The following is a 26919-nucleotide window of genomic DNA, read 5'->3' as shown; positions in this document are numbered from 1 at the left end:
GGGAATGGCGCCGAAATAAAGAAGGCGTCAGTATAAATTGGATGTTTAATGTTGATTCAGCACGTGAAAAACTAGAGAGAGCTTACGGTGCTCTCAACTAGTCAAAATTTGTGTGACGAAGTACTAGGCAATTCATTATGATCTAGCGCATATAAATTTTGGTCAGTATTTGTATCCCTAATAATCCTATGTCAGCATAACTGATAGTATTTTGGTCTTAATAACTATACTTACAAGCAGTCGCTGTTTTTATTTCATTCAGTTATAAGCCGAATAGATATATCTTATAGCCAAACTTTACTTTAGTTTTTTTAATTCAGCAGTAAAGTGTCACTATTACAGATCGATTACATAAAAATCGGTCACGATTGAATAAATTGCACCTAAGGGAACATTATGTCTACTTTTTTTGAAGATAACTCACTAAGCATCGGTAACACACCGTTGGTAAAACTTAATCGTGTTACAGGTGGGAATGTATACGCTAAAGTTGAGTCGCGTAACCCAAGCTTTAGTATTAAATGCCGTATTGGTGCATCGATGATTTGGGAGGCTGAGAAATCAGGTCAACTTACCAAAGACAAAGAGCTCATCGAGCCTACTTCAGGTAACACAGGTATTGCACTGGCATTTGTTGCAGCCTCTCGTGGTTACAAGTTAACGCTTACGATGCCAAACACTATGAGCTTAGAACGTCGTAAACTATTAAAAGCACTCGGTGCAAACCTTGTACTTACAGATGGCGCTAAAGGTATGAACGGTGCGATCGCTAAGGCAAAGGAAATTCAAGCATCAGCCCCTGAAAAGTTTATTTTATTACAACAATTCGAAAACCCTGCAAACCCTAAAATTCACTTTGAAACAACAGGCCCAGAAATCTTTAATGCATTAGATGGTAAAGTTGATTTTTTTGTTGCTGGAGTGGGTACTGGAGGTACAATTACAGGTGTCAGCCGCTATTTGAAACTTGAAAAAGGCCTTAATGTAAAATCAATCGCTGTTGAACCAACTAATTCGCCAGTGATCAGCCAAACACTCGCGGGTGAAGAAATTAAACCTGGGCCACATAAAATTCAAGGTATTGGCGCAGGCTTTATTCCTGGTAATTTAGATCTATCAATGATCGATGGTGTAGAGCAAGTGTCTAATGAAGAATGTATAGCAATGGCTCATGAGCTGATGAAAAAAGAAGGTATATTAGTTGGTATTTCATCTGGCGCTGCGGTTGTTGCGGCAAAACGCATTGCTGAGTTACCTGAAAATGCAGGTAAAAATGTCGTAGTAATTTTACCTAGTGCAACTGAACGTTATTTATCAAGCCCACTTTTTGCTGAAGAGTTTTCAGAGCAAGAGCTGGTTCAATAAGTTTAAATAGCTTTTTAAAAAGGATGCAAACTGCATCCTTTTTTATTATTTATTGCATTCACATCACTAATTCTTACCGTAAACTTTACATCTGTCGTATTTCGTCACACACTAAATCATCACTAATAAATCTATTTATCTAATGAAATCATTTATAACTCTTTGCACTGCTACATTTTTACTGCTGTTAAGCGGCTGTGGAAGTGAAGATTCACCAAAAGGTGAAAAAAATACCCCAGGAAATAGTGCAGCACTATTTTTTGATACACTTTATAACGAACAGGATCTGAGCAAAGCCACTACCATGGCCACACCTAAAATGGCGCGGATCATGAACTCTTATGGCACCTCAAAACAATTTGCCCGCAATTTAGTCAACATGCAATACGATGATGTAGTAATTGAAGTTGATATGACTAATATGAGTTTAAGAGAACAGTATGGCGATACAGCCAATATCAACCTTATTTTCACAGGCCACTTCAATGGTAATAAAGTTGATGATATGCGCAGCGTAAAAATGGTGCGTAAAAAAGGCAATTGGTACGTTGATAAAATCAATGCCGATCCATTTGCACGCTAACGCTTTGTATTAAATATTAAAATAGCTTAACAAGCCTTGCTCGCAGCAAGGCTTGTTAGTTTTCGCTATTACAGTTCACCTGGCTGATAATTATCTACCGCAATTGCCTGTTTGCGTAGGTTATTTGCAGCATGTAGCTTTTCGCCTTGCTCATCAGTTATTAACTGTTTTTCAAGCGCACTGTCGATTGCAGTTGCTATATCAGCATTACGGTTAAGTGTGCCGTCACGTTGCCATTTCTTCAATCGTTTGAAGGCTGCGCTGGTATTATGCATCGCCATAAACGCATTCTCCATCACACCAGTACCCGCTTTATCATCCACATAACATAAATGAGTTAAGCGGTTTCTAAATACCCCAGGTTGGGTCATATGCTCACAAATTGTTTGTGCAAGTTCATCACTTGGGCGCTGATAATGATTACCAAGCGGAAATACAATACGTTTTAGGATGAAGTTAATAATCGGGTTTGAAAAGTTTTTGAAAAAACCGTCAAATGCTTGGCCAATTTCAAACAGTGACAATTCAACCGCATATTTTACGAACGGAAGATCAGCTTGTTGACGCCCCTCGTCTTCAAAACGTTTTAATACACAAGATGCTAAGTATAAGTGGCTTAAGACATCCCCTAAACGCGCTGAAATCATCTCTTTACGTTTAAGCTCACCACCAAGTACTAACATTGCCACATCAGTGCTAAAGGCAAGTCCTCGGCTCATACGTCCTAACTGCTTATAATATGAAGCAGTCTCACCGCAAACGGGCGATTTTGCAAAATAGCTTCGCGTTAATCCATGTATAAAAGCCATACTCGCATTAGTAGCGGCAAATAAAATATGCTGCAGTAATAATGAATCAAATTCTTTTAACGCAAGATCGTCATCTTCCATTGCTGCGGCTTCCATTTCTTTGAGTACAAATGGGTGGCAACGAGTTGCACCTTGACCGAAGATCATCAGATTACGGGTTAATATATTCGCCCCTTCAACGGTAATTGATACTGGAATGCCCATATAACCGTGCGCTAAATAGTTATTTGGCCCCACTTGGATCCCCTTACCTGAATGAATGTCCATAGCATCATTCATTACCGTACGGCCCATCTCGGTCATATGGTATTTGGCAATCGCAGTCACCACTGATGGGCTTAATTTTAAATCAATGGCTCCGGCAGTCATTAAGCGGCATGATTCAAGACTATAGGTTAGTCCACCAATGCGAGCCAGCGCCTCTTGCACGCCTTCAAACTGCCCGATAGAAACACCAAATTGTTGACGTACCATTGCATAGGCCGATGTCATACGGGCACATAAATGCCCTGTTGCACTGCTCAATGCTGGCAATGAAATACCGCGCCCGGCACTTAAGCACTCAACCAACATCCGCCAACCTCGTCCTGCCCCTTTTTGACCGCCAATGATCCAATCAAGAGGAATAAATACATCTTTACCGTAGGTTGTGCCATTCATAAACGCCATATTCAATGGATAATGGCGCTCACCCGTTTCCACACCAGGGTGATCTGTTGGGATCAGCGCACAGGTTATACCTAGCTCTTTATGTTTACCAAGTAATCCATCGGGATCATACATTTTAAAAGCAAGTCCAAGAACCGTTGCTACGGGTGCAAGCGTAATGTAGCGTTTTGACCAATTTAATCGTAAGCCTAAAACTTCTTGGCCTTCAAACTCACCCTTACACACTACGCCAGAGTCAGGAATACTGCCAGCATCAGAGCCAGCTTCAGGGCCTGTTAGAGCAAAACACGGCACATCATCCCCTTTCGCAAGTGAAGGTAACCAGCGCTCTTGCTGCTCTTTTGTACCATAATGTAATAGTAATTCACCAGGGCCTAAACTGTTGGGCACCATCACGGTGACTGCAGCTGTTAAGCTTTTAGTGGCGATTTTAGCTACGATGGTTGAGTTTGCAATTGCTGAAAACTGGCGTCCGCCAAATTTCTCGGGAATGATCAGCGCAAAGAAACCTTGGGTCTTTAGGTAATCCCATACTTCTTTTGGCAAGTCTTTATCTTTTTGCACAATGTTATAGTCATCAAGCATCGCCAACAGTGTGTCCACTTCATTGTCTAAAAATATTCGCTCTTTTTCGCTCAACTCTGGCTTTGGGTAGCTGTGAAGTAATTGCCAATCAGGATTGCCACTAAATAGTTCTCCATCCCACCACACGTCGCCCGCTTCCATCGCTTCACGCTCAGTTTGCGAAAGCGGCGGTAATACCTTTTTAAACATTTTAAATGTCGGGCGGCTGACGAGATTTAAGCGGATATCTTTAACCGCAAAAATAACTATCACCAACACCAGTAACAAAATAAACACTGACATGGAAACTATCCTTATTAATTAATAAAACAGATTGACTTAATTATGACCGATCCTTTAATAAATACAATGCCACTGTAAACTCGTATTGCCTGAGCTAAAGAGTCGGTTATTGATAAACTTTGCCTAACACATAGACGCTGCTATCATCCTACCCGATAAATAACAAATATAAGGGTTAACATGACGACTCCACATTTTAAGCTCAGTTTGAGCGCAATAATGGTTGCCAGCACATTAGCATTAAGCGGCTGTAACCAAGAAGCCACTAACACAGTAACTCAAGCTGCAAGCCCTGCGCCGGTAACTGCAAAAGACGCGCAAGCCTTTTTAGATACGACAGAGCAAGAGCTCAGTGCTTTATATCTAGAATCAAGTCGCGCGGAATGGATATACGCTAACTTTATTACGCATGATACATCAGCCCTATCAGCTGAAGTAAATCGTAAAATGACCGAAGCGGTGGTTCGCCTTGCTAACGAAGCTGCACAGTTTGACTCTCTCGAACTTGATTATGACGCACGTCGTAAACTCGACAAATTAAAATTGGCACTGACTTTACCTGCCCCACAAGATGCAGAAAAAACAGCAAAACTATCACAGCTTGTGGCTGAACTTGGCGGGATATATGGTAAAGGTAAATATTGTAAAGACGATGGCAGCTGTTTAAGCCTAGGTGATATGACTGCAACAATGGCCACCAGCCGTGATTACAACGAACTGCTTGATTTATGGCAAGGTTGGCGCCAGGTATCAAAACCAATGCGTCCACTGTATGAACAACAAGTTGTATTAACCAATGAAGGCGCTAAAGAGCTTGGTTATGCAGACACTGGTGCAATGTGGCGTAGTAAGTATGATATGCCAGCAGATGATTTTGCCAAAGAACTTGATCGTATTTGGGGGCAAGTAAAACCATTATATGATTCGCTGCATTGTCATGTTCGTGCCAAGTTAGGTGAAAAATACGGTGAAGACAAAGTACCCCAAGACCAACCTATCCCAGCGCATTTATTAGGTAACATGTGGGCGCAATCGTGGGGCAACATTTACGATGTAGTCGCACCTGAAAATGCCGATCCTGGTTATGATGTAACCGCATTATTAGCCGAGCATAACTACGATGAACTTAAAATGGTACGCGGCGCTGAAAAATTTTTCACCTCAATGGGATTTGCACCTTTACCTGACACCTTTTACCAACGTTCGTTATTCACTAAACCTGCCGATCGTGATGTACAGTGCCATGCTTCAGCGTGGAATATAGATAGTAAAGACGACTTACGCATTAAAATGTGTATTCAGCGTACTGGTGAAGAATTCTCAGTTATTCACCATGAGTTAGGTCACAACTTTTATCAACGCGCTTACAATACCCAACCGCTTTATTATCAAGAAAGTGCTAACGACGGTTTCCACGAAGCCATTGGCGATACCATTGCGCTTTCGGTAACACCTGGTTACTTAAAAGAAATTGGTTTATTAGAGCAAGTGCCTGATGAATCGAAAGACATTGGCTTATTAATGAAGATGGCGCTGGATAAAGTTGCCTTTATTCCATTTGGTTTACTTGTGGACCAATGGCGTTGGCAAGTATTTTCAGGTGCAGTAACCCCTGAAAACTACAATAAGGCATGGTGGGAATTACGTGAAAAGTACCAAGGTGTAAAAGCACCTATCGCACGAAGCGAAGCTGACTTTGATCCAGGTGCAAAATATCATGTGCCAGGTAATACACCTTATACACGTTACTTCTTAGCGCATATTTTACAGTTTGATTTCCACCGTAGTTTATGTGAAATAGCAGGTAACAAAGAAGCCATTCATCGCTGCTCAGTATACAACTCTAAAGAAGCAGGTGAAAAACTCAATGCTATGCTAGAAATGGGTTCAAGCCGCCCTTGGCAAGAAGCATTAGCCACCGTAACAGGTAAACCTGAAATGGATGCAACAGCCCTACTTGATTACTTTGCGCCACTGCAAAAATATCTTGATGAGCAAAATAAAGGCCGTCAATGTGGTTGGTAAGTTAACTAGTTAAATAGCAAAATGCAAAAGCCCGCTCAATTGAGCGGGCTTTTTTAGTATTGCAGTACTAAATTTACAGTTTGATTAGAACTGTAAGCTTACATTTGCAAAGTAAGCGTCATAACCAGAATCATCCCAGTTATTACCGTAACCCGCTTTTAAGCCAACATTTTTGTTGAAGAAATGTTGAGCACCAAAAGTGTAATCATCGTTTTTATTAAATGTAACAAACGCTGATGTCGCTTTAGTGAAGTAGTAATTAGAACCTAATTCCCATGAACTACCGCTGTCGTCAGTATCTGAAATAGTACCTTCAACTGTTAGGTAGTTACCTTGCTTAAGGTCCATGAAATATTTTGCATTCACTGCACGGTAATCAAACTCATCGTCTGATGTTAAAGTGAAGCCGATGTAATCTGTGCTGTTTAATTGGTGGTTATATGCTAAATCGAACATAAACACATTATCAGCATCTTCAACATCAATAAACGTTGCTTTTAATAATAAATTTGGATTAAAAAAGTAACCTGCTGATACATTAATTTCGTCTGTGCTTGAACCGAAATCGCTGTCATGGTTGCTGTATTTAGCACCCACAACGAAATTCTCAACGAAATACTCACCACCAATAGTTGCTACATCACTAGAGTCATTATCAATGTATGAACCATATACGTTGGTTTGCTTATTGATGTACTCAAATTGATCGTAAGGACCTAAAGTCGCTTTTGGAGAGAAGTAATACGTTGAATCAACGCTCACTGTGTCGTTGCCATCGGTGTCCTTATATCCTAAATGGCTAATTGACTGATAGTTATCCGCAGCAGTCGCGGCACTAGAAAGAAGAATACTCGAAATAATAACTGCTAATTTTTTCATAAAAAGATTTCCCTATTTTACATTGTTTTGTTGCTACAAGGTTTAACGTTTAACCGGTTGGTTAAGACGGGGCACATCCTAACGCGAGTAAACTGAATCGAAACTTAACTAAGTGCTTGTATTTGATTATAAAAATGTTAGTGAATGTAAGGAAATGTAAAAAAAAGGTAGCGAACAGGAATGTTAATCGCTACCATTTTAAGAGCTCAATTATGATTAAAGCGCGTACTGGCTGATTATCCGGTACACATCATTGATATTATCACCCGATTTAAAGTCTTTACTGATCGGTGTTGGATCAGAGCCAACCCAAATTTTTAATTCAGCATCTAAATCAAAATGACCGGCACTTTCTTTACTAAACTTGGTAATTTTTGAATAAGCGATACTGATCATCTCTATTTTTGAGCCAGTGACCCCCTGCTTATCTAACAAAATTAAACGTTTGTCAGTAAAAATAAACATATCACGTACCACTTTATAGGCTTTTTCGACTTGTTCACCTTCAATCAGGGTATTTGCCAATACTTTTTCTAAATCATCGTCATCAACTTCACTGGCATTACCCATTAAACCACTTAATAAACCCATTATATTTGCTCCTGTTTAAATATTTGATTTTCTAATGTATGGCCGTTTACCAATTGACGATAACGCCAACCTTGCTGATAACAATGTTGCAGTATGGTGATATCAAATGGTGTTGCCGTTTTTTGGTACTCAATAACATATTCTTTAGCTTGACTCATATATACTTTAGACACATCTGCTAAAGCTTGTATTTTTGCTTCAACATCTGGGTAATGCTCGCTCAGTAACAATGTAATAAATCCAGACTCAAGTTCATTATTATCACTGTGTGTTGGATGCTCTGTGAGCTTGCCTTTATCAAGGTGCAGTACATGTGAACATAAGCGTTCTAGTTCAGTTAAATCATGCGAGCTTAAAATAAAGGTAGCCTCACTGCTAAGATTCGCAACCACTTCGCGTACTTCGCGAGCATGAATAGGATCAAGTCCAGCGGTTGCTTCATCCAACATGACTATTTGTGGTTTCCCGATCAACGCTTGACCTATGGTGACACGTTTACGCATTCCATGTGATAAATCATCAGAACGCTGTTTAGCAACGTCAGCTAGTCCGACTAACTCAAGTACGCGGATCGCTTCTGCGTGGCTTTGCTTATTTGACAGCCCTTGCAGCTGGCCATAAAACGCCAGTTGGTGAGCGATACTAAAGCGCGGATCAAGTTGAGCATCTTGTGGTAACGCACTGAGCTTGCCAAACAATTCACTACTGCCGGGGTTATGCCCAATAATATTGAGCGTGCCTTTTGTTGGTAAAATATAACCGCATAACAAACTAAACAAGGTGGTTTTACCAGCACCATTTGGCCCAACCAATGCTACTGGCGCGCCTTGCTGGATCTCAAAACTTACCTGATCAAGGGCTAATTTATTACCATACTGCTTAGTTAAACCCGTCGCGTGTATTAGTGTGCTCATAGAGAACTCCTTGCAAAAATACGCTGAGCAATCGCTAGCATCACGGTAGTTTGTATTAACGCAATGCCAATGCTATTAAATATTCCTGCGTTTTGTCCTGCCATTTGATCAAGTTGTACGCCTGGGAAAACATAATCAAGCATTGCCAAAACGGGTATTTGCCAGCTTAAAATACTGACCACAATATTCCCGCCAGCAAAAAATAATACGGCAAGCACCACTGTTAAACGCGCTGAGCGTGCAAAAGTATTTAACAACGTCATTAGTGCTATAAAGGGCAAAACAGCAATTAATAAATAACAGAACAAAATAAAGCTGCGACTTATGCCACTGACTAATAATGCTGGATCTCTAAATACCATAACTGCAACTGAAGCTACCAAGGTAACAAGTATTAATGCTGCTAAAATAAATACCTGTCCTAAAAAGCGGCCAAATAACATTTCATTTCGGGTAGCTCTAAGAGATAAAAAGCGTAGTGTTCCTCGTTGTTTATCACCAACAAGTTGGTCGCTACATAAAAACAAGCAGAAACTAGGAAAGCTATACAATGCAATTAACCAATACATTGCTAATTCAGCTTCAGGCCAATCGAGTAATTTACTCAGTCCAATAGCACCAAATACTTGTTGTGCTAAATCGGCTATTTGGGGCGAACTAATTAAGCTGACCGCTTGACCTATCGGATAGCGTAAAATCAATAACCAACAAATCGAAAATGCGGCAACAGCAAGTAAGCCGCGCTTGGTTAAAAATAATCTCACTAGTTCAAACTGGGCAATCTTTAATAATCGCTGAGGGTGGAGTTGCGTCACAGATATTCCTTATTAATCTATATACAGCTTACACTAAGGGCAAACGTGTTGAATTACTAGCAAAAAAAAGCCCGTATTAATACGAGCTTTGTAACAAATAATGTAGTCTTATTGATCCGCAAGCTACAAATTCTGCTGGTATATGTCGAGTGCTTGGCTTAAATCAGCAATCAAATCGTCCACATCTTCAAGGCCTATATGTAAGCGGATCACTGGTCCTTGCGTCCAACCAGTTGCTGAGCGTAAACCTTTCATAGTTAAGTTGGCAGTCACTAAACTCTCGAAGCCGCCCCACGAGAAGCCCATTTTAAAATGCTCTAAACTATCTAAAAAAGCATCAATCGCGCTTTGGTTACCTTGTTTCATAACAAAAGAAAACAAGCCATTACTACCATCAAAATCACGCTTAAAAAACTCATGACCCGGACACGTTGCAAATGCCGGGTGACGAATATGGTCAACCAACGGATGCTGCTCTAACCAAGTAGCGACTTCGATCGCGGCTTTTTCATGCTGATTTAAACGTACCGCCATAGTGCGCAGGCCTCTTAACGCTAAATAGGCGTCATCAGCCGACGTACATTGACCAAGTAAATATGAATTTTCTCGTAGTGTCGGCCAGTATTTTTTATTGGCCACTGCCACCCCCATCATCACGTCCGAATGACCTACAATGTATTTAGTTGCCGCTTGAATACTAATATCCACCCCGTGTTCAAGTGGGCGATAATGCAAGCCATTACCATAGGTGTTATCAAGCATGGTCATCACCCCATGCTCATTGGCAACTGCAACCATGGCTGGTACATCTTGAATTTCCATGGTGATAGAACCTGGCGACTCTAAAAACAGCACTTTGGTGTTGTCTTTGATCAGCGCTTTAATATCTGCTCCAATTGTTGGAGGATAATAAGTCGTCTCAACGCCAAAGCCAGCTAAAATTTTATCGCAAAAATCACGCGTTGGTTCATAAGCATTATCTACCATTAAGATATGATCGCCCGCTTTCAAAAAAGCCAATAGTGTGCTGCTAATGGCCGCTGCACCACATGGATAAAGCGCACATCCCTCACCACCTTCAAGCTCAGTGATCGCCTCTTGTAATGCAAAATGTGTAGTAGTACCACGACGACCATAAAAAAGTGTTTTATCGCCACGTTTTTTTGCCGCTTCTTTAAGCTCTGCCACTGAATCAAAAACAACTGTCGATGCACGTTGCACTACGGGGTTAACCACCCCATGAGTATATGCTTTTTTACGTCCGGTACTTACTAACAGCGTATTTTTATTGCTTTTTGTCGTCATCATTAATCCTTAAAATATTTCGTTAGAACATACTCTGCACTATGCTTAATCTTGCAAATTACACCAATAGTCGATTAAATAGCGCGAGATAGAATCAGCTCTTGGTAGCTTTAAATGCTCCCCCTCTTCGTGCCAATTGCCAAATTGAGCAAGCTCTTCACGGCTAAACCACCGCGCATCGTCTAGTTCGTCTTTATCAACCTGGATATCTTCCGTAACAGCTTCAGCGATAAAGCCCAGCATAATCGATGATGGAAATGGCCACGGCTGCGAGGCAATATACTGAACATTTTCAACCACAATGCCCGCTTCTTCCATCACTTCACGCGCCACCGCTTGCTCTAAGCTTTCGCCCGGATCAACAAAACCAGCTAAAGACGAATACATACCTGCTGCCCACACAGCTTGGCGACCAAGTAAACAGCGTTCAACACCATCAGCAAATGTACGCGTTACCACCATGATCACGGCCGGATCAGTTCGCGGAAACGTTTGGTGTTTACACCCATCATTACTACATAAACGTGAATGACCCGCTTCAACAAGCTCATTTTCGCTGCCACAACGTCCACAAAAACGATGAGTTGCATGCCAGTAACACAAACCTCGTGCCAGTGCAGCCATTGAGCCTTGCGCGATTTCCACTTGCACCCCAAAGCGGCGAATATCGACAAACTCAGCGTCACCTATCAGCTGGCTTAAGACGGCTTCGTCTAGCTTGCTTACATCGAGTGCGAAATGACTGGTTTGCTGCTCATCTAAACCTAAAAATATCGCTTCGTTTAGTGCTAAGTGACTTACATCACTAAAGCTTAAAAAAGTCACAGCAATATTATTTATATCAAATAAAGTGTGATTGTTATTCACCAATAACCAACGGCTTTGCTCATTTATTTGTGCTGCCACCCATTGTTGCTCTTTACGTAGGTTTGATGCGCGGTTTAAAGGCATCTGGCTGTAATTTAGCATGCTTATCCTTGTTACTATTTAGATGGCTAAAACTACCATAAGCTTACACGAAACCCAATTTATTACTGACGTTGAAACAGCCAAAAAAAAAGCCCTGAAGGGCTTTTTAAACACACAATAAATTCTGTCGTAATTACAATGTAGCTAAATGAGCCTGTAATTTTTGATTTTCAGCTTCGATATGCTGATAAAACTCTAAATCTTCAAGTTTGCTTGCTGCTGCTTTATCAATAACAATCACAGCATCTTTATGTAACTGAAGCGCAGAGGCTGGGCATTTAGCCATTAACGGGCCTTCAATCATGGCATGCACTGCATCAGCCTTATTTTCACCCGTTGCAAGTAAAACAACTTTTTTCGCCTCCAAAATCGTACCAATTCCCATCGTAATTGATAACTGTGGCTGATATTCATCAGCAGCAAAAAAACGGGCATTATCATCAACGGTTGCTTTAGTCAGGGTTTTTACACGAGTACGTGAACGCAGACCTGATGAAGGCTCATTAAAGCCGATGTGACCATTACGTCCGATGCCTAATAACTGTACATCAACACCGCCTGCTGCAACTATTTTGTCTTCGTATTCTTTGCATGCTGTAATTGGGTTTAGGGCATCCCCTGGCGGTACAAAGGTATTATCTTTGTTTATATCAATATGGCTAAACAATTGCTCATTCATAAAGTGGCGGTAACTTTGTGGATGATCGCCCGTTAAACCTAAGTATTCATCTAAATTAAACGTTGTTGCTTGTGAAAATGAAATCTCACCCGCTTTATTTTTAGCGATTAATTCTTGATATAACGCAACTGGCGTAGAGCCCGTTGCTAAACCGAGCACTGACGTTGGTTTTTTTTGTAATTGTGTTGCGAAAATATTTGCGCCATATGCTGCTACGGCTGCTGCATCATTTAAAATTACTATTTGCATATTAATTTGCTCAGTTATTAAATTAGTTGATGAAAAATGGGATCTAAGTCCCAACCCCATGTGCAATCGGATTGGGCCTTAGATCAAACCAAACAGGGATACACTATTTGGCCAATACCATTATGACAACGCTGTCATTATTACCATTCAATTTTAGTTTGTAAAGTAAAAGTGAATAAAAATTTACCTTTTTTACTGTGCTGTACATTAGCCAGCTAAACACTGACAAATATTTTGCGCTTATACATCCAATGTAATAAAAGCATTTGCACCAGCAAAAGCGCAACCACGCCAATCAGTGGCTGCCAATCGGTAGCTGCTGCTGCAATAAAGCCACCAAACACGCTATGGCTTATAAACTCCCAATTCACTAAGCTTGATGCCAAATAAATAATGATTGAGTTAGCACCAATAATCACAAACGGATAAGCTAATTTTTGGCCATTGAGAATATCAACCACTGCATAAAACACAGCCAGTAATATTGCGCTCCACCCGACTGTGACTAAAACAAATGAACTGGTCCATAATTCTTTATTAACTGGAAACTGTAAATCCCAAAGCCAACCTAAGCAAACACTCACAACACCTGCAACAAATAATATGCCTGCTGTTTGCCACTCGCCAACCTTACTTGCTCTGGCGATTAGTTGTCCTGCAAATACCCCAAACATGGCATTCACAATAGCTGGTAGACTCGATAACACGCCCTCGGGGTCGACGGCTCTATTTTGATAACTAATACCGGGTAAAAAATGCGAATCAAACCATGCATTCCAACTCCCCTGTGCACTTAAATCACCAGCGTTACCACCTGGTACAGGAATAAAACACATCAAGATCCAATACCCTAGCAGCAGAGCGATTGCTGTAAAGAGCTGTGTGCGAATACTGGTATGCCACACTAGCATTGCACAGAAAAACCATGCAATCGCTATTCGACCAAGTACACTCGCATAGCGTATTTCATCGAAGGCAAGCGGAATACCTGTGCCCCAACCATGGTTATACATCACCCCTAACCCGCACAATAGCAATAACCGCTTTAACGCTTTAGCATAAAAAACTTTTCGCTCTTGCCATGGCAGATGATCGATGCGTTTTGGTGCTAAGCCCATCGCCACACCTGATAAAAAGATAAATAACGGAAAAATCAAATCGTAAAATGTAAATCCATGCCATGCACTGTGTAGCGTATGCGCTTCAAATACCTGCCAACCAGTCCAACCGGTTAAAACAAATAAAGCGGCAAAAATAGATTGCCCACCTAAAATCCAAAACATATCCATGCCACGTAAAGCATCAAGAGATGCTAAGCGCTTTTTACTCGGCTTTGTGTCTGTATGTGCTGTTGTCATTATTTTTACTCTTAAATAAAAAGCCCCGCGATACAACTGCGGGGTTTTTACAGGGAAACATTACACTGCATTACCTGCAATATAAGTGGCTTTTACAAACTGGTGTTCATCGAGCACCACAAAGTCTGCATCAAAGCCATCAAGTAAACGTCCCTTTTTCTTGAGGTTTAAATATTCTGCTGGATACAGTGCAGCCATGCGTAAACTTTCACTGAGGCTTACATCCAATGTATTAATGGTATTACGCACTGCACTGGCCATGTCTAATACACTGCCTGCTAATTCGCCCGTACTTGAGTTTAATCTATCCCCAGTACGAATTACTTTGCGCCCGTCAAAAAAATCAAATTCCATATCATCGGTACCCACTGGTGGCATTGCGTCAGTGACTAACATAATTTTGCCGCGCTGTTTGGTGCGAATAGCTAATTGTGCAGACAATGGATGTACATGATGCCCATCAACAATTAAGCCACACCAGCTGTTATCATGCCAAAGCGCAGCGCCAACCACGCCTGGTTCACGCGATGTAAACGGCGACATCGCGTTATATAAATGTGTAAACCCATCGGCGCCAGCATTGAGTGCCGCCATTGTCGTTGTATAGTCAGCATTAGTGTGACCTAGTGATACTTTTACACCACACGCCACTAAGCGCTCAATATCAGCAATGCTGACATTTTCTGGCGCTAAGGTAACCATTTTGATACCTAAATCTTGACGCGCATAAATGGCAAATTCTTGTTCGCTAATTGGGCGAATAAACTGCTCACTGTGTGTGCCTTTTTTTGGAAAAGACAAATGCGGACCTTCAAAGTGAATACCTAATACACCCGCGACCCCTTCGCATATTGCTTTTGCTGTTGCATCAGCAGCTGCTTGCATGGTTTCAACTTTATCGGTGATAAGTGTTGGCATCAGTGCCGTTGTACCAAATTGACCATGCGCTTTTGCGATACGATCTAAGCATTGTGTGCTTTGCTCAGCATTAAAAAATGCCCCGCCACCGCCATTAACTTGTACATCGATAAAGCCTGGCGCAACTAAACCATCTAGCTCAATAACACTGCCTGTGGTGGAAGTTTCAAGATGAAAAACGCCATTTTCAACGCTGAATAATGCATTATCTAGAAATTTTTCAGCCGTGAATAAACGTGTCGCGCGATAGAAGGTTTTCATTACAGTGCTACCTTTTGGTCTTGCTCTAATACTGATTGCTGTGCAAAATAAATTGCGCCCATTTCAGGCGGTTGCTTTGGTACTTCAACGAGTTTTGCAATTGCTGGGTCAAGCCATTGATTTAAAGGCTCTGCAAGACCACCGATCATAGATAAACGCGGAGGATTGTTCTCTAATAAACGATGCGCTAACTGACTCACGTATTGCGCTCCGTCTTTTACAATGGCTAAAGCGATTTGATCGCCTTGGTGTGCTGCATCAAATACATAGCGAGCAAGTTTTGCATAGCTACTTGACGGTTGTCCGGCCATTTGCTCTGCAATGCCCATTGCTGTGGTGACATTAAAATGCTCTTTAACCACTGGCGTCATTATCGTGTGAGGACCTAAACCATCTAGCTCCATTAACACCGCTTTAATTGCCTCTAAGCCCATCCATGCGCCACTGCCTTTATCGCCAAGTGCAAAACCATGACCGCCGTAATTCACCGACTGCCCTTTTACATATGAAAAACCACATGAACCAGTACCCGTGATTATCACAGCACCATCACCGCCTTCATGAGCCCCGATACACGCCGTATGTAAGTCAGTAGTTAAAAACATTTGTTTAAATGGGTGCTCCCACTCTGTTATTTTTTCATATAAGTTCGGTAAATTAACACCCGCCAATCCTAAACCGGCATACACTTGATGAATCGACTCTAATGGCAAACCTGCATCGCGCATCGCCAATTGTGTAGATACCATTATTGACTCTAATGTGCGCTCCAACCCATGTAATGGATTCGCAGGGCCACCTAAACCTGTTCCTAATACCCCGTTTTGCACAGAGTATATAGTTGCACGGCACTTAGTTCCGCCACCGTCGATACCAATATACAATTGGTCCTCATTCGCACTCTTAGCCATCATTTAACGACCTCTAACCTTCGTTTTATATTTGTATTAATCGCATGTTTTTTTATTATCTTAATGCGATTCACCCTCAACCCATGTTGAATTAATGTTACACAACAAATGACAGCGTTGTCATTAAGTTTTTTATAAAAAATCTCACATATCCCACATTTATCTCTAATTAACTGAATTAAATAAATAATTAATATCAATTAAATTAGTGTCGACTATCTTTTAACGTAATAATAAGGTTTAAAAATGACATTATTACCTAAAAAAACAACAAAAATGGTGATTTATAACACTATTTTCATAACTTAAATGGCCAAAAAACATAAATAAAAATGCAGAATATGCATCCAGTTTACCAAAAATAATAATTTAGTAAAGATTCACTGTCGATATTGGAATATTTTTTCTAGTGGTAGATTAAAAACAATCGCGATCTTAAAAGCGACCTCCAGCGACGGTGAATACCTTGCCGCTTCAATTGCGGCAATTGTTTGACGCGTCACCCCAACGACTTCAGCTAATTGCTGCTGCGTCATTTCATTATGCTGAAACCGTAATGCACGGATCGTGTTAGTAATCGCTAACTTTGCCATTCTAACCTCTATATAATAGCCATGCTTCGGCCCCAGCGCCGATTATCTCGCTCACCAACGCTGCGATTACTAACTGGTGAACCGGACTAATTGCAAACCCAAAATGTGGGTCAATCAGCATTGCAAACACCGCGTTCACAACGCCTAATTGTAAAATAAGTAGTGCAACACTTTTTGCTTTTAAGGCAATAGCCTGTTCGCGTTCATCTTTCGCTTGATCCGCATATTTAGTATTAAATATCGCTAAGATAATGTGCATCACAATAAGCATTACAACGGTTTGTATCGTAAGTGATATCAACAAGCCACTTGCTAATAACGGATCCATCTGAGCTTCTGGCGTCATTGATAATACTGACTGCAAGTAATTAAACAACACAACCATCGTTATGCACATCTCAAGTAACCGCGATTTTTGTGTATAACTCATATCACCCCCTTATAATAATAAATTTGATGTTAAGTATACTTAACATTAATGACTATAAGAGTGGGCTCACATCATGTCAAATATTTTTAACATGATGTTATGTTTTTAATACATTAGTTTCAAAGTAACAGGGAATCATCAATGCAAAAAAACTGTGCCGCACTTTGTTTTAATGCATCAGCCGTCAGTCTATCAGCGCCATAGACGTCACACGGTACATTATAATGATGCTGTAAATGACCCAGTAATAAGGCAAAATCCCCGTCGCCGGAGAGTAAAATAACTTTGTCGAGGTTTTTACCTTGTTCTAGCATGTCGATGGTGATGCCGACGTCCCAATCGCCTTTTGCGCTGCCATCTTTACGCTGAATAAATGGTTTTAGCTTTACCTCAAAACCAATCGCACGAAGAATATTTTGAAATTGAGATTGCTTTTCGTCCCCGCGATAAATTGCATATGCAATCGCGCAGTCTATATCATAGTCATCACTGATTTTTGCCCAAAAGGCATTGTAATCAAAGTTTTTTCGGTAGCTCTCTCGACAGGTGTAATAAATATTTTGGACATCGACAAAAATCCCCACTCTCGGCTTTTTCGCCGTTGTACTATGTATTTCTTGACTCATGCGTTATCCCTTTTAAATTAATCACACTACTGTAGCATACCCTGATTAATTTCAAGCCCTTGCATTTAGCTTACAAGTAACCTAAATTAGTTACATTGAAGCATGTAACCAAAATTGGTTACTTTTCTTTATGTAACTTAAATCAAGGACATTTATGATTGCGGTGATCAGCGGTGATGTGATCAAATCACAACATATTCCAAAGCACGACTACGATGCGATGCTCTACCAGCTCGACCAAAGTTTGCGAGCAATTACTCAACGCCATCTAGGACAAAGTATTATTTATCGAGGCGATGCTTTTCAGGTGCAAATAAATCAACCACCCCAAGTATGCCGTGTCGCAGTGCTGCTTTACTTACATCTTAAAGCCACCGGCTATGAAATTCGCCAAAGCCTTGCCATTGGTGAAATAGATAATGCTAGAGCCGATATTAAAACAGCAACAGGCTCTGCATTTACATTATCGGGGCGCGGTCTTGACGAAATCCATAACCAACGCTTTACTCTTAGCAGTATTGATGAACTCAAAAATGATGGCTTAACCCTTAATCTAGCTTTTATTGACGTGCTCCTGAGCAAAATGACACACAAACAAGCGAATGCCTTATATGTCTATTTAACCGCAGAAAACAATCAACATAGTGAACTTGCTAAACAATTAAAAACCAGCCGTGAGAATGTGACCAAGTTACTTAATCTTGCACATTATCAGTTGATCGAGCGTTTTTTAGACTATGCAGAGCAGGCCATTGCTAATGCCGTGATAGGAGTAAAAAAATGAGTTTTATGTTGTTATTAGTTGCATTATTTATCGGTCATATTTTAGCTGATTTTTATTGGCAGCCAATGAGTTGGGTTAATAACCGTAATACACGTCACTTTCGTGCTAAAAAACTGTACTTGCATGTGCTAGTGCACGGTCTAACTACGGCAGCAATTGTCAGCTGGTGGGAGTTTAGTTTTGGCTGGCAAGAGCTCTCGCGTATCGGTATTGCCACAGCTATTGTTATCGTGACCCACTACTTAATTGATTTAGCAAAATCATATTCAAACAAAGGAGTTGTGCCATTTATCATTGATCAACTTGCTCATCTTGTCGTGATACTACTACTGACTGTGTGGTTGAGCGACAACAGTGAATTTATTACCAGCATTTGGCAATGGCTGATAACCCCCACTACATTATGGGTGCTATGTGGCTATTTACTGGTATTGAGTCCCAGTGCTGTGTTCATTCGTATGATGTTAGAGCGTCTCACTACCGGGTTTAGCTCCACAGGAAGTTTACCAGCAGCGGGGCAAAGTATTGGCATGCTTGAGCGAGTATTAATGCTTACATTTATTTTGCTAGATCAGTTGGCTGGCGTTGGCTTTTTATTAGCAGCAAAATCGGTATTTCGCTTTGGCGACTTACGTGCCAGTAAAGATAAAAAACTCACCGAATATGTTATGCTCGGTACACTTTTAAGTGTCACCGTCACCTTATTTATTGGCTTAGCAGTTAATTATCTTAAAGCATTATAGAAATAAAAAGCATAAAAAAACGCGCCAGCTTAGGCGCGTTTTTTATCAAAATATTATTACGTGTTACTCACGCCATCATTACCAGAGCGACGACGTTGACCACTGCCACCAACAGATTGACGCTTAGCCCATGGGTTTTGTGTTTGCTCACCAGCGGCTTTAGCAGTAGGTTTTTTACCTGAGCCACCACGGCGTGGGCCGGTGCCATTACCGCCGTTATTATTTGGCTTTTTGCTATCAGACTTAGGTTTAGAAAAAGGCTGACCCGCTTTTTTAGGCTTTTTAGGTTTGATAGGTCGTGCATCAAGCTCTCTTTCAGGCACTCCTTTTGTTGGCTCAAAACCAGCTTCTTTTGCACGTGGGATCAATTCACCGATAAAACGTTCAATACCGTATAAGTCATCAGCATCTTCCGGTGTTACAAATGAAATTGCGTCGCCAGATGCACCCGCACGGCCGGTACGACCAATACGATGCACATAATCTTCATACACATTAGGCAAATCATAGTTAACTACATGTGGCAGTTCAACAATGTCTAAACCACGGGCAACAATATCCGTTGCCACAAGTACGCGTACTTCGCCACTTTTAAAGCCTTCAAGCGCTTTAACACGCGCGCCTTGAGATTTATTACCATGAATTGCAGCGCCAACAATATCATCGCGCTCTAACTGCTTTACTAAACGGTTTGCACCATGTTTAGTGCGGCTAAATACCAACACTTGTTGCCAATCATTAGTACGAATTAAATGACTTAACAAGGCGGTTTTACGTGCTTTATCTACCGCATAAACGCATTGGGTAACACTTTTTGCCGTGGTATTTTTTGCAGCGACTGAAATTTCAACCGGATCATTAATAAGCCCTTTCGCAAGCGCTCTAATATCGTCTGAGAACGTCGCTGAGAACATCAAGTTTTGACGTTTAGCCGGTAACTTGCTGATGATACGTTTAATGTCATGAATAAAGCCCATATCAAGCATACGGTCAGCTTCATCAAGCACCAACACTTCGAGGTTATCGAACTTCAAGGCATTTTGGTTATGCAAATCCATTAAACGACCCGGAGTGGCAACTAAAATATCTACGCCTTTGCGTAAACGCATCATTTGCGGATTAATTTTAACACCACCGTACACAACAAAAGAACTGATATTAGAATGCTTAGCATACTCTTCAACGTTCTCGCTTACTTGTAATGCCAGCTCACGGGTTGGAGTTAAAATTAAAGCACGAACTTGGTTAACCTTGGCTTTTTGGCCTGTTGATAAGCGCTCAATTAACGGTAAAGTGAAACCCGCTGTTTTACCTGTACCAGTTTGCGCTGCAGCCATAACATCACGACCTTCAATGATCGCTGGAATGGCTTGAGCCTGAATTGGTGTTGGCGTTTCATAGCCCTTTTCTAAAACCGCATTAACTAAAGACTGTGATAAACCTAACCCATCAAAACTCATATTTTCTCTCAATAATTTTAAGGCCCAATCGGCCAATGGCGCATTATACCGATCGTACGCAATAATGCATGGTATATTCACGTTTGAAATAGCGTCAGCCAAATTTAACTAGCCACATCACACTATAACTCACTAAAAAAACACAACCTTAAAAAACAAAAAAGCGGCACTGTGGCCGCTGTTGAAAAGCTATCATCACTTGAGTGATGCTATTTAACACCTAACTCACGCAGACGCTCTTGTAAGTAACTGTCAGCAGTATAACGCGCTGATAACACCACATCTGGACGCGGGTGCAAAAATAACGGCAAAGAAATACGTGACTTAGATGACGCTTTGCCAGTAGGGTTAATAACACGGTGAATAGTCGACGGAAAATAACCACCTGACGCTTCTTGCAACATGTCGCCAATGTTAATAATTAAACTGCCAAAATCGCATGGCACATCTAACCAACCGCCATCTGTTTTTTGTACTTGCAAGCCTGGCTCATTTGAAGCAGGTAATACCGTTAATAAATTAATATCACCATGTGCAGCAGCACGAATAGCGCCAGGTTCTTCATCACCTGTCATCGGCGGGTAATGTAATATACGTAATAATGTTTGCTCTGAATCAGCAATCATATCTTTTAAATCGATTGAAAACTTAGCACGCACATCCGCTGGTGCTTCAGCTTGCACCCAGCTTAACAATGTCGCAGCAAATTCATTGGCTAAACGATAATATTCGCGAATATCTGCTTCTAACTGCGCTGGTACACGGCCTTTTGGATAAACATGAAAGTATTCTTTAATGTCTTTAACTGTAAAGCCTTTTGCAACTTCTGATACCGAAGGCGGAAAGTAGCCATCTTGAGTGTCTTTAGAGAATAAGAATTCATGTTTTTGTTCAGAATTAAAAAAATCCTGCCAATTTTTATAAATTGATTCAACAAGAGACTGTGGAATTGGGTGGTTTTTTAATACACCAAAGCCCGTATTTCTAAGAGACTCAACAAATTGAGCGGCCGCATCGCTCGCTTTATAATCAACGGTAGGTAATTGCATGTTCGTATCCAATGAATTAAGTTGTTAAAAGCCTTTGCTAATCATAGCAGTTGCTCCATTGTAGCGCTTCGCGAGCATAATAAAACGGGCAAAAAAACATAAGGACTTATGTCCTCTTTAGCTGGGTAAGCGTTTATTACTTGATGCAAATCAAAATGTTGTTATTGTGGATAAAACGCCAAAACAACTGTAATTATAAACGCACTTTAATGGTCTATTCTTCACTAACCTCTTTCATTAAGCAAAGGTAACCTATGCGCCAAAAAATTTCGTTCAAAAGTGGTGATTTAACACTCGCCGGTCAGCTTGAAACACCCGCCAGTGATATTAAATTTTATGCCTTGTTTGCCCATTGTTTTACCTGTGGTAAAGATATAGCCGCAGCAAGTCGAATTAGCCGAGCACTCACTCAACAAGGTATTGCGGTATTACGCTTTGATTTTACTGGCCTTGGTAATAGCGACGGTGATTTTGCCAACAGTAATTTCTCATCAAATATCCAAGATTTAATTGCCGCGGCAGATCACTTACGTGAACACTTTAAAGCGCCACAATTATTAATCGGTCATAGTTTAGGGGGCGCAGCGGTACTAGCAGCTGCCGAACACATTGCTGAAGTACAAGCCATTACCACCATAGGCGCACCATCAGATGCGCAACATGTAGCGCATAACTTTGCCGCTCATCTTGATGAAATTAATAGCAAGGGCGAAGCCAAGGTAAATTTAGCAGGGCGAGAATTTACCATTAAAAAACAGTTTGTGGACGACATTGCCAATTACGACCGCAGCCATATCAGTAAATTAAAACGTGCTTTATTAGTTATGCACTCCCCTATTGATGCCGCGGTAAGTATTAACGAAGCTGAAAAGATTTACGCCGCTGCTAAACATCCAAAAAGCTTTATTAGCCTAGATAACGCCGACCACTTACTCACTAACAAAGACGATGCAGATTACGCAGCAGACGTTATAGCATCATGGGCAAAACGTTATGTGGATTTTGATAAAAACCAGTACAGTGCCAAACTTAGCAGCGGCAATGTATTAGTTGAAGAGAAAGATCATGTCTTTACTCAGCATGTAAGTACCAAGGATCATACTTGGCTTGCCGATGAACCACTAAGTGTTGGCGGTAATAATTTAGGCCCAGACCCTTATCACCACTTACTTGCTGGACTTGGTGCATGCACCGCGATGACTTTACGTATGTATGCAAGTCGTAAAAACTTGCCACTTGAACACATAAAGGTAGAACTGGACCACAGCCGTGATTATCACGCCGATTGCGATAACTGCGAGCAAACCGACAAACTCGAAGCCATCACTCGTAAAATCACCCTGGTGGGCGATTTAAGTGACGCTCAGCGCCAGCGCCTATTAGAAATTGCCGACAAATGTCCTGTGCATAAAACCCTGCATAACAACCCACTGATTGTAAGTGAGCTGGTAAAATAACTATCAAGCGCGTAAGAGTGGCAACTTAATATGTTTACGCGCTAAGTTTTATTATTTTAGTTTGCAACAAACGCTTTGATTTCTTTACTCATCCGCTCTACTAACCATTTAGGTCCGCCATCATACATATCATTATGGCGTGAGTTCTCTATCGAAATCTGCGTAACCGGATACTGTGCTAATTCATCTTCATTGAGTAATACCTGATTATCCGCAGGGTAATCACTGCCACGTAACGTTAAAACCCGAATGTTCTTATTGCGAGATAACAACATACGCCGATGATCAAGCGTAATAATTTGACTCACTTGCTTGGGATAAATCGCCGCGTAAAGCGCAGCTATATCACCGCCATTAGAATGACCAAATAACGTGAACCGCGTAAAATCATACTCTGGGTAGCGAGGGCCCAACTCGGTCACTAAAAATTTAAGAGTGACCACACCACGATGCCAGTTTTCCATACGAGTGGCCATATAAGGTGGCGTGCGGTTGAGCGCAGGATCGCTGTCTAATTCATGGGCTACAGCAATGGTTAAATAGCCCTTAGCTGTAAATATATCAGCCGCAAACTGATAGTCAGTATGCGCAATACCATATCCGGCATTAATAAATACCACAGGGCATTTTGTTTGTTGGCTACAGTGAGCGCTAGGTGCTGGGAGTTCAATAATGATTGGGATGATACGACCGCGAGCTTCATCAAGAATAACATCACTGCTTACATAGCTATTTACGCCACAGATAAGAAATATGAAGGCAATAAGGCATTATGTAACTGCTAACATAATTTCTCAAAAAAGAATTGATAAAGCAAAAAAACAGCTATGCTAAAGTTAGTATAATTTCCCTATATCAATGTTTTTAGAGTGCGATCCCTGTCATAAAAAACGCTAGTGATGAAACCCAAAATCACTAACACAAACAAATATTCTGTAAAATTATGGTTCTGTATTTCTCTTTCAACACAATTGAATATTAGGTACAAAGTGAGTAAGATACACAGAATAATATATAGCCAAGGATAGGTATGAACAAAAACACTCATTACACACGCAATAACTTTTCAATTTATGAAGTAACAAATAAAACCGGTATTGAGTTAACTCTATCTGAGCTAAAAAAAATTGAAATAGCTATGTTAATTACTCCCAAAGCATTAACTACTTTTATCAATATATTACATAACCCATCTAACGCAGATAAAAGACAAAAAGACAAATTCGAATCGATTATGAAGCAATATGGCTTTGTAAATCCTACAAACTTTGAAGCAACACGAACTTTTTTAATTCGCCAAGCACGGAAAACAATTAACCTTATCGGTTCTATGCATTTGACCCCGCAAAAACTTTATAAATGCGCAGGGTTTGGCGATGCTACCTATTATGATAGATATGGTATTATAGGGTTTGGTAAAAGTTTTTTTGACGTGGGTACTGACAGAAAAGTTGATACTATCGTTCATGAGTTTAGTCACGCAGTCTGGACCTCTGAAGATACAACGTATAATGCCAGAACAGCTATGCAAGAGCTTAGTTTTATTGCTCAGAACGCACGGAAAAACCAAACTGACAAAGACAGAGATACCTTGCTATATTCATCATATCTTTTTGAAAATGCAGTTCGAGTGGCCCAATGAAAATTTTTATAAATATTATATTTTGTTTAATTAGTTACTCTGCATTCACTCATTCTGAAGAGATTATTGAAAGCCCTATCGCCACCTCTTCTTATACTTTTTGTCATATAGATACTAGATGTATAACTAACATAAGACTAGCTAACACAACCCCGTATCGAGTGACGCTAAGCTCGCTAGCTTTCAACGAGCAGGGTATCGACTTAAACTCAATGTATATATATGAAGCGGATGAATATTATTCAATAAAAACAAAAAATTCTGGTGCAAGTGTCCCTGAGCAGCCAATGCTAGAGCGACGACGTGCCCATAAGCAATTATCATCATTAGAATTCGAGCCACTAGAAGTCAAGTTTATTGAACTAAAAGGTATGGAAGAAAAGTTTGCTTTGGACCCAAAAAAAAGATATTTAGTTGGGACAATTACACCGTTTGTAAATCTTTTTATTAATGACAAATTTGTAGATATTATCACTATAAGAACGAATTACTCTCTGTTAACGATTCCTACTACCGATATGGAGATAAAAGAGCGGCCAATACAACAGTTTGCTACACCTGAAGGCTAACTGGTATAAATATCAAAAAATATGAAATCACTTTGGTGGTCTCTATGCTCAACCACCATTTTGTCCAAAGCATATCTTTTTATTAAACTAAAAATATTTAATTGCTTGTGCTATATTCAAAAGTATCAACACGCCCCCTAAGCTTTGCCGCTAAAAACTGACTGAGTTCTTTACCCATTCTATCCACCAGCCACATAGGTCCACCATCATACATATCATTATGGCGTGAATTTTTTATCGAAATCTGTGTAACCGGATACTGTGCTAATTCATCTTCATTGAGTAATACCTGATTATCCGCAGGGTAATCACTGCCACGAAGCGTTAAAACCCGAATGTTTTTATTGCGAGGTAACAACATACGCCGATGATCAAGCGTAATAATTTGACTCACTTGCTTGGGATAAATCGCCGCGTAAAGCGCGGCTATATCACCGCCATTAGAATGGCCAAATAACGTTAACCGCGTAAAATCATACTCTGGGTAGCGAGAGCTCAACTCGGTCACTAAAAATTTTAGAGTGACCACACCACGATGCCAGTTTTCCATACGAGTGGCCATATAAGGTGGCGTGCGGTTGAGCGCAGGATCGCTGTCTAATTCATGGGCTACAGCAATGGTTAAATAGCCCTTAGCTGTAAATATATCAGCCGCAAACTGATAGTCAGTATGCGCAATACCATATCCGGCATTAATAAATACCACAGGGCATTTTGTTTGTTGGCTACAATGCTCGTTATATGCTGGTAATGAAATACTGATCGGAATCGCGCGGTCACGCGCTTTATCAACAATCATTTCGCTGTTTGTTGCGGAACTGGCGGCTACACTGACTATGAGAAAAAAGAAGCTCACAAGGTACTTAAAAGGTGGTGGCATTAATTTGCTCGACTTATTTTATTTAAATTATAAAGTACTTTAAGCTTTTGAATATTAATTGCAATAAAACGAGGTACCTAAAACAGCAGAAGAGTTTTAAAGAAAAAAATAATTATTATAAATTTATGCGATAATAGTCGTATTGTCCTAACGTCTATTTAGAAAAGAACCTATCCATGAAATCATACAACAGCATCGAACAGCGTATCGATATTTTACAAAGCAGAATTGAAGCGTATCAAGATGAAATCGAAACGCTAGAAACAGAGCCAAAAAATAATAACGAGCGTATTATTTTCAAATTTATCGAAACAGGCAGCACCGGCAAGACTAAAGATTTTGTGCGTGAATTAGGCATTAAATCACCACGCGATAGTTTGTATTCATCAGGTGATGTATCAAAACTCATCAAAGATGGCGCCAGTGATATTTCCCCTGCATTACTTGAAATTGCCCGCGCACTTGCCAGCGCACGAAATAAAAATGGCCCTGCCTGCTAATTAAGCATTAGATTAGCCG

The 26919-nt window shown here is 40.6% G+C and carries 27 protein-coding genes; 9 read left to right on the top strand and 18 right to left on the bottom strand.

Annotated features, from left to right (window positions below; genetic code table 11):
- Positions 1 to 396 precede the first annotated feature (396 nt).
- Together cysK and PSR9079_RS19785 are read left to right on the top strand one after the other, a co-directional pair.
- Positions 397 to 1365 carry a cysteine synthase A gene (gene cysK / locus PSR9079_RS19790; protein WP_149982968.1) on the top strand — a complete coding sequence of 323 codons (969 nt, stop codon included), beginning with the start codon at positions 397 to 399 and terminating at the stop codon, positions 1363 to 1365.
- A 142-nt stretch (positions 1366 to 1507) separates the two neighbouring features.
- A complete protein-coding gene (locus tag PSR9079_RS19785) occupies positions 1508 to 1948 on the top strand; it encodes a hypothetical protein (RefSeq protein ID WP_149982967.1) in 441 nt (146 codons plus the stop codon).
- Positions 1949 to 2016: 68 nt separating this feature from the next.
- Here PSR9079_RS19785 and PSR9079_RS19780 read toward each other — a convergent pair whose 3' ends face one another.
- A complete protein-coding gene (locus tag PSR9079_RS19780; protein ID WP_149982966.1) occupies positions 2017 to 4293 on the bottom strand; it encodes an acyl-CoA dehydrogenase in 2277 nt (758 codons plus the stop codon).
- Positions 4294 to 4473: 180 nt separating this feature from the next.
- Here PSR9079_RS19780 and PSR9079_RS19775 point away from each other — a divergent pair, with 180 nt between their 5' ends.
- Positions 4474 to 6318, top strand: a complete 1845-nt coding sequence (locus PSR9079_RS19775) for a M2 family metallopeptidase (protein WP_149982965.1) — start codon at positions 4474 to 4476, stop codon at positions 6316 to 6318.
- Between the two features lie 84 nt (positions 6319 to 6402).
- Here the strand turns inward: PSR9079_RS19775 and PSR9079_RS19770 are convergent, their stop codons facing one another.
- The 13 genes from PSR9079_RS19770 to PSR9079_RS19710 form a co-directional block, all read right to left on the bottom strand.
- Entirely contained in the window at positions 6403 to 7197 is a 795-nt protein-coding gene (locus PSR9079_RS19770; RefSeq protein ID WP_149982964.1) for a putative porin, read from the bottom strand.
- Positions 7198 to 7413: 216 nt separating this feature from the next.
- Entirely contained in the window at positions 7414 to 7788 is a 375-nt protein-coding gene (locus PSR9079_RS19765) for a PH domain-containing protein (protein WP_149982963.1), read from the bottom strand.
- The gene (locus tag PSR9079_RS19760; protein WP_149982962.1) at positions 7788 to 8702 is read right to left on the bottom strand and encodes an ABC transporter ATP-binding protein; all 915 of its coding nucleotides are present in this window, start codon (positions 8700 to 8702) and stop codon (positions 7788 to 7790) included. Before PSR9079_RS19760 ends, PSR9079_RS19765 begins: the two co-directional genes overlap by 1 nt.
- The gene (locus PSR9079_RS19755; protein ID WP_149982961.1) at positions 8699 to 9517 is read right to left on the bottom strand and encodes an ABC transporter permease subunit; all 819 of its coding nucleotides are present in this window, start codon (positions 9515 to 9517) and stop codon (positions 8699 to 8701) included. The genes PSR9079_RS19760 and PSR9079_RS19755 overlap by 4 nt, the downstream gene beginning before the upstream one ends.
- 123 nt (positions 9518 to 9640) lie before the next feature.
- The gene (locus PSR9079_RS19750) at positions 9641 to 10822 is read right to left on the bottom strand and encodes a cystathionine beta-lyase (RefSeq protein WP_145242376.1); all 1182 of its coding nucleotides are present in this window, start codon (positions 10820 to 10822) and stop codon (positions 9641 to 9643) included.
- A gap of 45 nt (positions 10823 to 10867) precedes the next feature.
- On the bottom strand, positions 10868 to 11791 hold the full coding sequence (gene nudC, locus PSR9079_RS19745; protein ID WP_149982960.1) for an NAD(+) diphosphatase: 924 nt from the start codon (positions 11789 to 11791) through the stop codon (positions 10868 to 10870).
- Positions 11792 to 11924: 133 nt separating this feature from the next.
- Positions 11925 to 12719 (bottom strand): glucosamine-6-phosphate deaminase, encoded by a 795-nt coding sequence (gene nagB, locus PSR9079_RS19740; protein ID WP_149982959.1) that lies wholly within the window; start codon positions 12717 to 12719, stop codon positions 11925 to 11927.
- A 215-nt stretch (positions 12720 to 12934) separates the two neighbouring features.
- Entirely contained in the window at positions 12935 to 14077 is a 1143-nt protein-coding gene (gene nagX / locus PSR9079_RS19735; protein ID WP_145242319.1) for a transmembrane glucosamine N-acetyltransferase NagX, read from the bottom strand.
- A gap of 60 nt (positions 14078 to 14137) precedes the next feature.
- On the bottom strand, positions 14138 to 15256 hold the full coding sequence (gene nagA / locus PSR9079_RS19730; RefSeq protein ID WP_145242321.1) for an N-acetylglucosamine-6-phosphate deacetylase: 1119 nt from the start codon (positions 15254 to 15256) through the stop codon (positions 14138 to 14140).
- On the bottom strand, positions 15256 to 16170 hold the full coding sequence (gene nagK, locus PSR9079_RS19725; RefSeq protein WP_149982958.1) for an N-acetylglucosamine kinase: 915 nt from the start codon (positions 16168 to 16170) through the stop codon (positions 15256 to 15258). Before nagK ends, nagA begins: the two co-directional genes overlap by 1 nt.
- Positions 16171 to 16547: 377 nt before the next feature.
- Positions 16548 to 16760 carry a helix-turn-helix transcriptional regulator gene (locus tag PSR9079_RS19720; protein ID WP_149982957.1) on the bottom strand — a complete coding sequence of 71 codons (213 nt, stop codon included), beginning with the start codon at positions 16758 to 16760 and terminating at the stop codon, positions 16548 to 16550.
- A 1-nt stretch (position 16761) separates the two neighbouring features.
- Complete coding sequence (locus PSR9079_RS19715) at positions 16762 to 17190, bottom strand: hypothetical protein (protein ID WP_149982956.1); 429 nt, start codon at positions 17188 to 17190, stop codon at positions 16762 to 16764.
- Between the two features lie 119 nt (positions 17191 to 17309).
- On the bottom strand, positions 17310 to 17816 hold the full coding sequence (locus PSR9079_RS19710) for a LabA-like NYN domain-containing protein (protein WP_179959226.1): 507 nt from the start codon (positions 17814 to 17816) through the stop codon (positions 17310 to 17312).
- Positions 17817 to 17970: 154 nt separating this feature from the next.
- Between PSR9079_RS19710 and PSR9079_RS19705 the strand changes: the two genes are divergently transcribed.
- Positions 17971 to 18600 (top strand): hypothetical protein, encoded by a 630-nt coding sequence (locus PSR9079_RS19705; RefSeq protein ID WP_145242329.1) that lies wholly within the window; start codon positions 17971 to 17973, stop codon positions 18598 to 18600.
- Positions 18597 to 19343, top strand: coding sequence for a DUF3307 domain-containing protein (locus PSR9079_RS19700; RefSeq protein WP_149982955.1), 747 nt, complete (start codon positions 18597 to 18599; stop codon positions 19341 to 19343). Before PSR9079_RS19705 ends, PSR9079_RS19700 begins: the two co-directional genes overlap by 4 nt.
- 56 nt (positions 19344 to 19399) lie before the next feature.
- Here the strand turns inward: PSR9079_RS19700 and PSR9079_RS19695 are convergent, their stop codons facing one another.
- The gene (locus PSR9079_RS19695) at positions 19400 to 20803 is read right to left on the bottom strand and encodes a DEAD/DEAH box helicase (protein WP_145242333.1); all 1404 of its coding nucleotides are present in this window, start codon (positions 20801 to 20803) and stop codon (positions 19400 to 19402) included.
- A 209-nt stretch (positions 20804 to 21012) separates the two neighbouring features.
- Complete coding sequence (locus PSR9079_RS19690) at positions 21013 to 21852, bottom strand: isopenicillin N synthase family dioxygenase (protein WP_145242335.1); 840 nt, start codon at positions 21850 to 21852, stop codon at positions 21013 to 21015.
- A 254-nt stretch (positions 21853 to 22106) separates the two neighbouring features.
- Between PSR9079_RS19690 and PSR9079_RS19685 the strand changes: the two genes are divergently transcribed.
- Entirely contained in the window at positions 22107 to 23309 is a 1203-nt protein-coding gene (locus PSR9079_RS19685) for a bifunctional alpha/beta hydrolase/OsmC family protein (RefSeq protein ID WP_149982954.1), read from the top strand.
- A gap of 56 nt (positions 23310 to 23365) precedes the next feature.
- On the opposite strand, the gene PSR9079_RS19680 is transcribed toward PSR9079_RS19685, so the two are convergent.
- Positions 23366 to 24073: an alpha/beta fold hydrolase gene (locus tag PSR9079_RS19680; protein WP_149982953.1), complete on the bottom strand. Its 708-nt coding sequence runs from the start codon at positions 24071 to 24073 to the stop codon at positions 23366 to 23368.
- 266 nt (positions 24074 to 24339) lie between these two features.
- On the opposite strand from PSR9079_RS19680, the gene PSR9079_RS19675 reads away from it, so the two are divergent.
- Both PSR9079_RS19675 and PSR9079_RS19670 read left to right on the top strand, forming a co-directional pair.
- Positions 24340 to 24951: a M35 family metalloendopeptidase gene (locus PSR9079_RS19675; RefSeq protein WP_149982952.1), complete on the top strand. Its 612-nt coding sequence runs from the start codon at positions 24340 to 24342 to the stop codon at positions 24949 to 24951.
- The gene (locus tag PSR9079_RS19670) at positions 24948 to 25520 is read left to right on the top strand and encodes a hypothetical protein (protein WP_149982951.1); all 573 of its coding nucleotides are present in this window, start codon (positions 24948 to 24950) and stop codon (positions 25518 to 25520) included. The genes PSR9079_RS19675 and PSR9079_RS19670 overlap by 4 nt, the downstream gene beginning before the upstream one ends.
- A 97-nt stretch (positions 25521 to 25617) precedes the next feature.
- Here the strand turns inward: PSR9079_RS19670 and PSR9079_RS19665 are convergent, their stop codons facing one another.
- Positions 25618 to 26400 carry an alpha/beta hydrolase gene (locus PSR9079_RS19665; protein ID WP_149982950.1) on the bottom strand — a complete coding sequence of 261 codons (783 nt, stop codon included), beginning with the start codon at positions 26398 to 26400 and terminating at the stop codon, positions 25618 to 25620.
- A gap of 176 nt (positions 26401 to 26576) precedes the next feature.
- Here PSR9079_RS19665 and PSR9079_RS19660 point away from each other — a divergent pair, with 176 nt between their 5' ends.
- A complete protein-coding gene (locus PSR9079_RS19660) occupies positions 26577 to 26900 on the top strand; it encodes a hypothetical protein (protein ID WP_145242342.1) in 324 nt (107 codons plus the stop codon).
- The last annotated feature ends 19 nt before the right edge of the window (positions 26901 to 26919 follow it).

The organism is Pseudoalteromonas rhizosphaerae, from assembly GCF_902498845.1.
Taxonomy (GTDB): domain Bacteria; phylum Pseudomonadota; class Gammaproteobacteria; order Enterobacterales; family Alteromonadaceae; genus Pseudoalteromonas; species Pseudoalteromonas rhizosphaerae.
This window is presented reverse-complemented; position numbering and strand designations above follow the sequence as displayed.

What these genes read in the sequence shown, in the direction of transcription:
- cysK (WP_149982968.1), top strand. Translation starts at nt 397, where the DNA reads ATGTCTACTTTTTTTGAAGATAACTCACTAAGCATCGGTAACACACCG.
- PSR9079_RS19780 (WP_149982966.1), bottom strand. Translation starts at nt 4,293, where the DNA reads ATGTCAGTGTTTATTTTGTTACTGGTGTTGGTGATAGTTATTTTTGCG.
- nagB (WP_149982959.1), bottom strand. Translation starts at nt 12,719, where the DNA reads ATGCAAATAGTAATTTTAAATGATGCAGCAGCCGTAGCAGCATATGGC.
- PSR9079_RS19770 (WP_149982964.1), bottom strand. Translation starts at nt 7,197, where the DNA reads ATGAAAAAATTAGCAGTTATTATTTCGAGTATTCTTCTTTCTAGTGCC.
- nudC (WP_149982960.1), bottom strand. Translation starts at nt 11,791, where the DNA reads ATGCTAAATTACAGCCAGATGCCTTTAAACCGCGCATCAAACCTACGT.
- PSR9079_RS19710 (WP_179959226.1), bottom strand. Translation starts at nt 17,816, where the DNA reads ATGAGTCAAGAAATACATAGTACAACGGCGAAAAAGCCGAGAGTGGGG.
- nagK (WP_149982958.1), bottom strand. Translation starts at nt 16,170, where the DNA reads ATGATGGCTAAGAGTGCGAATGAGGACCAATTGTATATTGGTATCGAC.
- PSR9079_RS19715 (WP_149982956.1), bottom strand. Translation starts at nt 17,190, where the DNA reads ATGAGTTATACACAAAAATCGCGGTTACTTGAGATGTGCATAACGATG.
- PSR9079_RS19685 (WP_149982954.1), top strand. Translation starts at nt 22,107, where the DNA reads ATGCGCCAAAAAATTTCGTTCAAAAGTGGTGATTTAACACTCGCCGGT.
- PSR9079_RS19760 (WP_149982962.1), bottom strand. Translation starts at nt 8,702, where the DNA reads ATGAGCACACTAATACACGCGACGGGTTTAACTAAGCAGTATGGTAAT.
- PSR9079_RS19750 (WP_145242376.1), bottom strand. Translation starts at nt 10,822, where the DNA reads ATGACGACAAAAAGCAATAAAAATACGCTGTTAGTAAGTACCGGACGT.
- PSR9079_RS19765 (WP_149982963.1), bottom strand. Translation starts at nt 7,788, where the DNA reads ATGGGTTTATTAAGTGGTTTAATGGGTAATGCCAGTGAAGTTGATGAC.
- PSR9079_RS19695 (WP_145242333.1), bottom strand. Translation starts at nt 20,803, where the DNA reads ATGAGTTTTGATGGGTTAGGTTTATCACAGTCTTTAGTTAATGCGGTT.
- PSR9079_RS19775 (WP_149982965.1), top strand. Translation starts at nt 4,474, where the DNA reads ATGACGACTCCACATTTTAAGCTCAGTTTGAGCGCAATAATGGTTGCC.
- PSR9079_RS19665 (WP_149982950.1), bottom strand. Translation starts at nt 26,400, where the DNA reads ATGCCACCACCTTTTAAGTACCTTGTGAGCTTCTTTTTTCTCATAGTC.
- PSR9079_RS19785 (WP_149982967.1), top strand. Translation starts at nt 1,508, where the DNA reads ATGAAATCATTTATAACTCTTTGCACTGCTACATTTTTACTGCTGTTA.
- PSR9079_RS19690 (WP_145242335.1), bottom strand. Translation starts at nt 21,852, where the DNA reads ATGCAATTACCTACCGTTGATTATAAAGCGAGCGATGCGGCCGCTCAA.
- PSR9079_RS19700 (WP_149982955.1), top strand. Translation starts at nt 18,597, where the DNA reads ATGAGTTTTATGTTGTTATTAGTTGCATTATTTATCGGTCATATTTTA.
- PSR9079_RS19720 (WP_149982957.1), bottom strand. Translation starts at nt 16,760, where the DNA reads ATGGCAAAGTTAGCGATTACTAACACGATCCGTGCATTACGGTTTCAG.
- nagA (WP_145242321.1), bottom strand. Translation starts at nt 15,256, where the DNA reads ATGAAAACCTTCTATCGCGCGACACGTTTATTCACGGCTGAAAAATTT.
- PSR9079_RS19660 (WP_145242342.1), top strand. Translation starts at nt 26,577, where the DNA reads ATGAAATCATACAACAGCATCGAACAGCGTATCGATATTTTACAAAGC.
- PSR9079_RS19670 (WP_149982951.1), top strand. Translation starts at nt 24,948, where the DNA reads ATGAAAATTTTTATAAATATTATATTTTGTTTAATTAGTTACTCTGCA.
- nagX (WP_145242319.1), bottom strand. Translation starts at nt 14,077, where the DNA reads ATGACAACAGCACATACAGACACAAAGCCGAGTAAAAAGCGCTTAGCA.
- PSR9079_RS19675 (WP_149982952.1), top strand. Translation starts at nt 24,340, where the DNA reads ATGAACAAAAACACTCATTACACACGCAATAACTTTTCAATTTATGAA.
- PSR9079_RS19705 (WP_145242329.1), top strand. Translation starts at nt 17,971, where the DNA reads ATGATTGCGGTGATCAGCGGTGATGTGATCAAATCACAACATATTCCA.